General features: G+C 67.3%; 6 protein-coding genes and 2 pseudogenes. 4 read left to right on the forward strand and 4 right to left on the reverse strand.

Annotated elements, in window-relative coordinates; genetic code table 11:
• Positions 1 to 482: pseudogene (gene minC / locus HG262_RS30140) on the reverse strand (septum site-determining protein MinC); the annotation flags it as partial.
• A 160-nt stretch (positions 483 to 642) separates the two neighbouring features.
• A complete protein-coding gene (locus HG262_RS30145) occupies positions 643 to 2,412 on the reverse strand; it encodes a glutamine--tRNA ligase/YqeY domain fusion protein (RefSeq protein WP_169274491.1) in 1,770 nt (589 codons plus the stop codon).
• A 136-nt stretch (positions 2,413 to 2,548) separates the two neighbouring features.
• Here HG262_RS30145 and HG262_RS30150 point away from each other — a divergent pair, with 136 nt between their 5' ends.
• On the forward strand, positions 2,549 to 3,892 hold the full coding sequence (locus HG262_RS30150; protein WP_169274492.1) for a cytochrome ubiquinol oxidase subunit I: 1,344 nt from the start codon (positions 2,549 to 2,551) through the stop codon (positions 3,890 to 3,892).
• Complete coding sequence (locus HG262_RS30155) at positions 3,889 to 4,944, forward strand: cytochrome d ubiquinol oxidase subunit II (protein ID WP_169274493.1); 1,056 nt, start codon at positions 3,889 to 3,891, stop codon at positions 4,942 to 4,944. The genes HG262_RS30150 and HG262_RS30155 overlap by 4 nt, the downstream gene beginning before the upstream one ends.
• A 20-nt stretch (positions 4,945 to 4,964) precedes the next feature.
• Here the strand turns inward: HG262_RS30155 and recQ are convergent, their stop codons facing one another.
• Both recQ and HG262_RS30165 read right to left on the reverse strand, forming a co-directional pair.
• Complete coding sequence (gene recQ / locus HG262_RS30160; RefSeq protein ID WP_169274494.1) at positions 4,965 to 6,794, reverse strand: DNA helicase RecQ; 1,830 nt, start codon at positions 6,792 to 6,794, stop codon at positions 4,965 to 4,967.
• A gap of 93 nt (positions 6,795 to 6,887) precedes the next feature.
• On the reverse strand, positions 6,888 to 8,213 hold the full coding sequence (locus HG262_RS30165) for a fimbrial protein (RefSeq protein WP_169274495.1): 1,326 nt from the start codon (positions 8,211 to 8,213) through the stop codon (positions 6,888 to 6,890).
• 219 nt (positions 8,214 to 8,432) lie between these two features.
• Here HG262_RS30165 and HG262_RS30170 point away from each other — a divergent pair, with 219 nt between their 5' ends.
• Together HG262_RS30170 and HG262_RS30175 are read left to right on the forward strand one after the other, a co-directional pair.
• Positions 8,433 to 9,134, forward strand: coding sequence for a response regulator (locus HG262_RS30170; protein WP_006226445.1), 702 nt, complete (start codon positions 8,433 to 8,435; stop codon positions 9,132 to 9,134).
• Positions 9,134 to 9,449, forward strand: a pseudogene (locus HG262_RS30175) (ATPase); the annotation flags it as partial. The gene HG262_RS30170 and the pseudogene HG262_RS30175, both read left to right, overlap by 1 nt.

A 9,449-nucleotide genomic window follows, 5' to 3' on the forward strand; every position in this document is an offset into this window, starting at 1 on the left:
CCGGCCGCGGCGGTTTTGTCCGTGGCGGCAGGCGCGTCGGCGGCGGGCACATCGGCAGCCGATGTATCCGTCGGTGCGGGCGCGGTCTCGACGGCAGCGGCCGGCACCGAGGGCACGGGCGTGGAAACGTCGTTCGGCGGCGCGGTGTCGACCACGGGGGCGGGGCGGGCGGCGGGGGTGGACAGTTCCACCGGCGTCAGGCCGGCCTCGCGCGCGGCTTTGAGGTTGGCGCCTTCGGCCACGACGCCGATCGGGGGCAGGTTATGGCTGCGCAGCGCGGCCACCAGGGCCTTCCAATCGATCTTCTCTTCGACGCGGCTGGCGTCGATGACGACGGGTTCGTTCTCGAAGAAGCTGCCGGCGTCGGCCATGCGCTTGGCCAGCGCGGCAACGAGGCGTTCGGGGTCTGCGCTGTGCAGAACCACCCGGATGGCATACAGGGTGGCGCTTTTGAAGTCCAGGGCTAGGGATTCAGTATTCATCTTGATGGTGGCTGGCGGTCCGGACGCCAGGAAACGGCGCGCACGACCGGCTGCGGGATGTCGGGGATGATAACCCGCCGGGCGGTGGGGTGCGCAGTCGGGAAGACGAAAGAAAAAGGCGCCCGAAGGCGCCTTTTCCCGTGATATGCGCGCGGGCGGGTCAGCCTTGCGCCCAGGAATCGCGCAGCGTCACGATGCGGTTGAGCACCGGCGCGGCTTCGGAAGATTCCTTCAGGTCGGCCGTGAAGTAGCCAAGGCGCTCGAACTGCCAGGTGGCGCCGGGGGTGGCGACGGTGCCGGGCTCCAGCCAGGCCGAGACGGTCTGCTTGGAGTTCGGGTTCAGGCAGGTCAGGAAGTCCTTGTCGCCGCCATCGGGGCGGGCGTCGGCGAACAGGCGGTCGTACAGGTGGATCTGGGCGGGGACCGCGTGGGCCGCGCTGACCCAGGTGATGTTGCCCTTGACCTTGACGCTGTCGGCGCCCGGCGTGCCGCTCCGGGTCTCCGGCAGATACTCGGCCTGCACTTCGACGACCTCGCCGGCCTCGTTCTTGGTGAAGCCGGTGCAGCGCACGACGTAGCCGTACTTCAGGCGCACCGTGTTGCCGGGGAACAGGCGGAAGTACTTCTTCGGCGCCTCTTCGCGGAAGTCGTCGCGTTCGATCCAGAGCTCGCGCGACAGCGGGAACTCGCGCAATCCGGCTTCCGGGTTGTGCGGGTTGCGGGGCGCGGTGCAGATTTCGGTCTGACCTTCCGGGTAGTTGGTGATGATCAGCTTGATCGGGTCCAGCACGGCCACCGAGCGGGCGGCGATCGGGTCCAGATCGTCGCGAACGGCTTGTTCCAGCAGGCTGTAGTCGATACGCGAATCGGACTTTGAGACGGCCGTGCGATCGCAGAACAGGCGGATCGAGGCCGGCGTGTACCCGCGGCGGCGCAGGCCGAAGAGGGTCGGCATGCGCGGATCGTCCCAGCCGTCCACATGGCCTTCGCGCACCAGCTGCAGCAGCTTGCGCTTGCTGGTGACGATGTAGCTGAGGTTCAGGCGGGCGAATTCATATTGGTGCGGCAACGGCTGGGCAAGCTTGCCGAGTTCGGCCAGGCGCGCCAGGATCCAGTCGTAGAACGGGCGCTGGTCTTCGAATTCCAGCGTGCAGACGCTGTGCGTGATGCCTTCCAGCGCATCTTCCACCGGGTGGGCCCAGCTGTACATCGGGTAGATGCACCATTGGTTGCCGGTGCGGTGGTGGGTGGCGTGGCGCACGCGGTACATGACCGGGTCGCGCAGGTTGATGTTGGGCGACGCCATGTTGATCTTGGCGCGCAGCACCAGGCTGCCGTCCGGATGCTTGCCGTCGCGCATTTCGCGCAGCAGCGCGACTGACTCCGCGGCCGGGCGGTTGCGCCAGGGCGAGTCGGTGCCGGGTTCGGTCAGCGTGCCGCGGTTGGCGCGGATGGCTTCGGGGCTCTGTTCATCGACGTAGGCGTGGCCGGCTTCGACCAGCGCTTCGGCGAATTCATACATGTAGCCGAAGTAGTCGCTGGCGAAATACAGGTTTTCCTGGCCGTTGTCGGCCTTCCAGTCAAATCCCAGCCAGCGGACGGCCTCGATGATGGCGTCGACGTATTCCTGGTCTTCCTTTTCGGGATTGGTGTCGTCGAAGCGCAGGTGGCAGATGCCCCCGAAGTCGCGGGCCAGGCCGAAGTTCACGCAAATGCTCTTGGCGTGGCCGATGTGCAGGTAGCCGTTGGGCTCTGGCGGGAAACGCGTGCGGATGCGGGCCGGGTCGGGCGCCCCCTGCTGCTGCACGGCGGCCGGGCCAGGCTTGCCCGCCCAACGTTTGCCCTGGAAGCGGTTGGCTTCGAGGTCGTCCTGGACGATGTTGAGCAGGAAATTGGATGCAGCAGGGGTCGGCGTCGTGGCGGAGGTCATTCTTGAAAGAATAGGAAAAAGCGGCGACAAAGCGTCAATTTTGCCACGTTCCGCGCAAGGAGCCTTTTCGGGCCCGGTGCAACCGGTTTCAAACTGCCCCCATTGTCTTGTAACTGGCTCTACACTACGGGCCATCATGGATATATCCACCCTTTCCCTGGCCCGTGCGCAGTTCGTGGCCAGCCTGAGTTTTCTGGCGCTGTTCCTGGCGGTTTCGCTGGCGCTTGCCTGGGTCTTGCTGTTTTTCAAGCTGCGCGCCCGCTGGTCGGGCCGTGGCGGCTGGACCGCCGCCTACCGCTTCTGGGTGCGCATCTTCGCGCTGGCCTTCGTGCTGACCCTTGCCGCCAGCGTGCCGGTGTTGATCCAGATCGGCAGCCTGTGGGCGGGCCTGATGGACAAGATCGGCAATGTGGCCGGCCCCTTGCTGGGCTACGGCATCTTGTCCGCGTTCATATTGAAGTCGTGCTTCCTGGGCGTCATGCTGTTCGGCCAGCGCCGCGTGTCCGATGGCGCGCACACGCTGGCGGTGCTGATGGTGGCCGTGGGCCAGTTGGTGGCCGTGTTCTGGGTGCTTGCCCTGCAATCCTGGATGCAGACGCCGGACGGCGCCATCCTCGTCGACGGCCGCTACCAAGTCTACGACTGGACGGCCGTGGTGCTGAACCCCTCGGTCGGCTGGCGCATGGCGGTCGTGGTCGTGGGCGCGGCGCTGGCCGCCTCGTTCCTGATGATGGGCGTGAGCGCCTTGCAGGCGCTGCGCCGCCCGCTGGGCGATGGCGAACGCAATACGTTCAAGACCGGGCTGGTGATCGCGGTGGTCGCGGCCTTCCTGCAAGTGCCGGTGGCCACGGGCGCGGGCCAGATGGTGGCCAAGCTGCAGCCGGCCAAGGCCGCCGCCGCCGCCGGCTTCTGGGAAAGCGGCGCCGAACCCCAACTGGTGCTGTTCGGCTGGCCGGACGCCCGCGCGCATGTGAATCTGTCGGATGTGACTATCCGCAATGCGGGAGGCATGTGGCTGCACCGCAATGCGGACGGCACCTACCAGGGCCTGGACAAGTATTCCGGCATGCTGCCGCCAGTGGCGCTGACCTTCTGGTCGCTGCGGGTGGCGGTGGGCCTGGGCCTGCTGATGCTTGTCGTGGCCTGCGTGACGTTCCTGTGGACCTTCCGTCGCGGGCTGGATCCGTCCACGTTGCCGCTCTGGTGGCAGCGTGTGCTGTGCGGCATGATGTTCTCGGGCGGCATCGCGGTGGTGGCCGGCTGGTGGGTGTCGATCATCGGCTTGCAGCCTTTCGCCGTCAACGGCACCATCACGCAATCCGAGGTGCTGGGCCAGATGGCGTCCAGCACCGTCCTCTATGGGCTGGCGGGCTACGGCTTGCTGTACGCCTTGCTGCTGGCCGCATTCGCCGCCATGCTGTTCCACGCGGCGCGCTACGGCGTGGTGCCGGTACGTAAACTCGGCGGAGGCTCGCCATGATCGCCATGCTGGCCGCTTCTCAGGGCCTGAGCCCTGAAGACCCGTCGTTCTGGATGCCGCTTGCCTTCATGGGTCTGCTGTTCGTGGTGATCGCCGCGGGCATGGTCCTGGACGGCTTCGACCTGGGCGTGGGCATCCTGCTGCAATTGGCGCCCGAACACGAGCGCGGCCGCATGATGTCGCTCTTGAGCCCCTGGCGCGACGCCAACGAATTCTGGCTGCTGCTGGGCATGGGCCTGTTCGCGTCGGCGTTTCCGTTCGCTTGGGGCGCGGTGCTGGGCAAGCTCTACGGGCCCCTGACCGTCATGGTGCTGGGCGTGGTGCTGCGTAGCGTGTCGTTCGAATTCCGCATCCGTGCGCGCAACGAAATGAAGCCGCGCTGGATCTTCGGCTTCTGGGCCGGCTCGATCATCACGGCGTTCGGCCAGGGCGTGCTGTTGGGCCGGATCGCCACCGGCTACCAGTCCGACGCCGGCTACGGCTGGTTCGCGATGTTCGTGGGCCTGTGCGCCGTGGCGGCCTACGTGCTGCTGGGCGCGTCCTGGCTGGTCATGCGGGTGGATGGCGATCTGCAACGCCGCGCCGCCGGCTGGGCCCGCCACGCCATCCGCTGGACGGCGGTGGGCATGGTCGCCATCGCGGTCACGCTGGGGCTGGCCAACGCGGGCATCTTCTACAAGTGGAGCAACATCGCGCACCTGAGCCTGGCCGCCACGGTCTGGCTGATGATGCTGGGTGGCTATGTGGCGGCCGAGATGCTGCTGGCGCGGCTGCCCGGCCGCGCGGACCGCTTCAGCTGGCTGCCGTTCGTGCTGTGCGTGGCGCTGTTCCTGCTGATGCTGAGCGGCCTGGCGTACAGCCTGTTCCCCTATCTGATCCTGGACGACATGACCTTGTGGGACGGCGCGGGCGCGCTGAGCTCGATGCGGCTGGTCATGGCCGGCGCGGTCGTGGGGATACCGGTGGTGCTGGTGTTCAACATCCTGGCCTACCGGTCGGTTTTCGGGAAAGAGCGCGCGCCGGTGCCGCTCTTGCCGCCGCCGTCGTATTGACGGCGGCAGCGGGCCGGGCCTTACAGCACCGGCTTGGCCACGCGCTGCAGGATCTCTTCGCCGTAGGCTTCGAGCTTGCGCGCGCCCACGCCGCTGATGTGGCTGAGCGCATCCATGGAGTCGGGTTGCGCCAGGGCGATTTCACGCAGCGTCGCGTCATGGAAGATGACGTACGCCGGTACGCCGTGGCTTTTGGCCACTTCGCCGCGCCAGGCGCGCAGCGCCTCGAACACCGGTTGCAGTTCAGACGGCAGGTCGATCGCGGCGGCCTTGGGACGGCCGCTGCTGGTCTTGCCCGAGCGGGTCTTCTTTTCGGATTCGCGCCGCAGCATCAGCTGGCGTTCGCCCTTGAGCACCGCGCGGCTGCCTTCGGTCAGCGCCAGCGTGCCGAATCCTTCGTTGTCCACCGTCAGCAGGCCTTGCGCCAGCAACTGGCGCAGCACGCCGCGCCAGGCGGTGTCGCTCAGGTCTTCGCCCACGCCGAACACGCTTAGCGTTTCATGGCCGTGCTGCTTGGTGCGGTCGGTGACCTTGCCGCGCAGGATGTCGATGATGTGGCCCGCGCCATAGCGCTGACCCCGTTCTTTCCACAGGCGGTAGACGGCCGACAGCACCTTCTGCGCGGCGACCGTGCCGTCCCAGGCCTGGGGCGGTTCCAGGCACACGTCGCAGTTGCCGCACGCCGTGATCTGCTGGCCGAAGTACGCCAGCAGCCGCACCCGGCGGCATTCCACGGTTTCGCACAGCCCCAGCATGGCGTCCAGCTGCTGGCCCAGGCGGCGGCGGTAGGACTCGTCGCCGGGGGATTCGTCGATCATGCGGCGCTGCTGCACCACGTCTTGCAGGCCATAGGCCAGCCAGGCGGTGGCAGGCAGGCCGTCGCGGCCGGCCCGGCCGGTTTCCTGGTAGTAGCCTTCGACGGATTTGGGCAGGTCGATGTGAGCGACGAAGCGCACATCAGGCTTGTCGATGCCCATGCCGAAGGCAATGGTGGCCACCATGACCACGCCGTCCTCGCGCAGGAACCGGGACTGGTTGGCGGCGCGCACCTGCGGGCTTAGCCCGGCGTGGTACGGCATGGCGTCGATGCCCTGGTTGCACAGGAATTCGGCGGTCTCTTCCACGCGTGCCCGTGACAGGCCATACACCACGCCGGACTCGCCGTCGTGTTCCGTGCGGATCATGTCCAGCAGCTGCTTGCGCACCTCGTTCTTTTCGACGATGCGGTAGCGGATGTTGGGACGGTCGAAGCTGGAGACGAAATGGCGGGCGTCGTCCAGCGACAGGCGCTGGGCGATTTCGGTGCGCGTATCGGCGGTGGCCGTAGCCGTCAGCGCGATGCGCGGCACATCCGGCCAGCGTTCATGCAGCATCGACAGGCCCAGGTATTCCGGCCGGAAGTCGTGGCCCCACTGGGAGACGCAATGCGCCTCGTCGATGGCGAACAGCGCGATCCGGCCGCGTTCGAGCAATTGCAGGCAGCGGTCGGTCAGAAGGCGTTCGGGGGCGACGTACAGCAAGTCCAGTTCGCCGGCCAGGAAGGCCTGTTCGACGTCACGGGCCACGCGCCATTCCTGCGTGGAATTCAGGAAGGCCGCGCGCACGCCCAGTTCGGTCAGGGCGTCGACCTGATCCTGCATCAGCGCGATCAGCGGCGACACGACGATGCCGGTACCTTCACGGACCAGCGAGGGGATCTGGTAACAGAGCGATTTCCCGCCGCCGGTGGGCATGAGGACCAGCGCGTCGCCGCCGTCGATCACTTGTTCGACAATGGCTTGCTGGTCGCCGCGGAAGGATTCGTAACCGAAAACACGCTGCAATACGCCGAGGGCGCGCGCGTCAGACATGGGGGTAGGCCGGGAGCATCATGGCAGGGATTTTAAGCCGCAATTCCGGACAACCCCCTTTAAGGGGATATTTCCGTCCGTCCCGCGGCCCGGCTACCAGCTGAACCAGGTGCCGCGCATGAAGGTGTCCACGGGCATGCTCAGGTTCGCGCGCCATTCGTAGTTGCCCGAAATGATGTCGCGGTCGGCGCCCACGGCCAGTTTCACCTTGGGGGCGACGAACATGCTGTGCGTCAGTCCCACGCGCTGCTCGGCCAGCGTCGACCCTTCGTGCAGCCCCGAATACGAGCCGCTGAGGGTGCCCCAGCCGGTGATCGGCACGCCTGCCGTCAGGGTGTTGCGCGACTGCGGGGCCGACGCCACGCCGCCGGAGTAGGTGGACAGGTCGCCGAAACCGGCGCCGATCTGTTCATTCGTGTAGCCCAGGTTCACGGCATCGGCCACGTCCACGCTGTAGCCGAAGCGGTAGCGCCAGGCGTTGGCAGCGTCGAACGAGCTTTGCGTGGCACCGGCCTGGAAGGTGCCGTATTCACCCGCCGCGTAGGTAGTGCCCATGCCGCGGGTCGTCAGCGACGGCGCGCTTTGCATCTGGCCTTCCAGCGTCAGGGCGGGCGTCAGCCCGTAGCGCACGCTGCCGCTGCCGACCGACGCGCCGTAGTCCACGGCGCCCGAACTGGCGGCGGGATCCATGCGGTTCAGTTTTCCCAGCGACGAAGAATAGCCGAAGCTGCCCTCGGGTACGGTCGCGGAAGCACCGGCCCAGTTCGCGATCTGCAGGCCGCCCACCGGCGCGCTACTGCCCCAGGCGGGGGCGTTGGCGTTGATGTTGCCCACGGTGACGGAGGGTCCGCTGGTGTTGCGGTAGACCCAGTTGCGGTCGCCGCCGTAACGCAGGCCGTCCTGGCCACTGACCGAGGCGAACCAGGGACGACTGGGGCGTGCGACGCCCGAGATCACCACGACGGGCACACGGGGTAGATCCCCGTCTTCCAACGCGAAGGTGTAGTCGGGTGCCGTTTCCTGGGGCGGGGCGGCGGCCTGTTCGCAGCCAAGGGGGGACGCGTCGGACGCGCCCGACAGCGACGTGCCGATGCCGGGGATCCGTTCCTCGCTACTGTCGCCACCGCCTTGCACGCTGGTGTCCATGGCCGGCTCCGCCGCCTGCAGATCGCACGGGGACGGGTCCAGGGGCACCGCCCGCGCATCGATCGAAGGCGCGGGCCGCACAGGGATCGGCTGAACCGGGGACAGAACTCCGATACCGCGCGCCATGCGCACCGGCGCCCCCGGGGAGGGCGAGGAGGCGGAATCAGGGAACGCAATCGGCGTGTCGCCAAACGCGGCAGCCAGCGGGCAGGATAAGCCCATGGCCAGCGTCGCCAGCAACCGCCGTCTGCGCCAGAGAGTAGGGGCGACCATACGGACCAGTGTAGAGAGGGGATGCCGCCGTAGCTGTAAACGATTTTTAGTAAACCGCACGAGCAGCAAGGCCGGCCCATGTATTTTAGGGCCAGTCCATGACGCGTCACGCGTTTGCTCCAAAGCGCCTCAAAATACGGCGTACATCGTGCAACAGGTGTATTTCAGTTGATTTCTTGCCTCTTGCGGCCGGACGCGGCGCGCCTCACTATGGCATCTATGGACAATCCCCACACCAAGCTGCTGGTCGTCGACGACGATCCCGCGTTACGGCAACTGCTGGCCGACTACCTGAATCGGCACGGCTACGACACCTTGCTGGCGCCGGACGCCACCGACCTTTCGTCCCGCATTACCCGCTACGCCCCCGACCTGCTCGTGCTGGACCGCATGCTGCCCGGCGGCGACGGCGCCGACGCCTGCCGCCGCCTGCGCGAGCAGGGCGAGGACATCCCCGTTATCCTCCTGACCGCCCGCGACGAAGCGGTGGACCGCATCATCGGCCTGGAAGCGGGCGCCGACGACTATGTCGGCAAACCGTTCGACCCGCGTGAACTGCTGGCCCGCATCGAGGCCGTGCTGCGCCGCAAGCGCGGGCCGTCCGCGCTGACCAAGGACGCACCGGTCACGTTCGGCCCCTTCCTGTTCGACCCGTCGTCTCGCCAGTTGTCGCGCGAAGGCACCGTCGTGAAGCTGACCGGCGGCGAAATCAATCTGCTTGAAGCCCTGGTGCGCAACGCCGGCAAGCCGTTGTCGCGCGAGCGTCTCCTGGCGCTGGCGCGCGACGACGACGCCGGCGAACGCAACGACCGCGCCATCGACATCGCCATCCTGCGCCTGCGGCGCGTCATCGAAGACGATCCCAAGCAGCCGCGCTGGATCCAGACCGTCTGGGGCATCGGCTACCGGTTCTCGCCCTGATGCGTTTTTCCCTTGGCTTCCTGGTGCCGCGTTCGCTGCGGGCCCGCCTGATCCTGCTGATCCTGGGTTCCGTGCTGCTGACCCAGGCGGCCACGCTGGTGACGGTGTCCTACTTCCGGCACAAGTTTCTGGAAGACGTCGCGATCGGCTACATCGTCACCACGATCCGCACGCTGCGCGCCGCCGTCTCCGAGGTGCCCGCCGAAGACCGCGCCGAGTTCGTGCGCACCGCATCGCAGAACCAATGGCGCCTGTGGTCGCGCGTGTTGCCGGCCGAAGCCAAGCTGCAGCGCTTTAGCGGCCGCCGTCCGCCGC

This window comes from Achromobacter sp. Bel (genome assembly GCF_012928505.1).
Classification (GTDB): Bacteria; Pseudomonadota; Gammaproteobacteria; order Burkholderiales; family Burkholderiaceae_B; genus Achromobacter.

Coding starts and splice junctions, on each gene's coding strand:
- HG262_RS30170 (WP_006226445.1), top strand. CDS start 8,433: ATGGACAATCCCCACACCAAGCTGCTGGTCGTCGACGACGATCCCGCG.
- HG262_RS30150 (WP_169274492.1), top strand. CDS start 2,549: ATGGATATATCCACCCTTTCCCTGGCCCGTGCGCAGTTCGTGGCCAGC.
- HG262_RS30145 (WP_169274491.1), bottom strand. CDS start 2,412: ATGACCTCCGCCACGACGCCGACCCCTGCTGCATCCAATTTCCTGCTC.
- HG262_RS30155 (WP_169274493.1), top strand. CDS start 3,889: ATGATCGCCATGCTGGCCGCTTCTCAGGGCCTGAGCCCTGAAGACCCG.
- HG262_RS30165 (WP_169274495.1), bottom strand. CDS start 8,213: ATGGTCGCCCCTACTCTCTGGCGCAGACGGCGGTTGCTGGCGACGCTG.
- recQ (WP_169274494.1), bottom strand. CDS start 6,794: ATGTCTGACGCGCGCGCCCTCGGCGTATTGCAGCGTGTTTTCGGTTAC.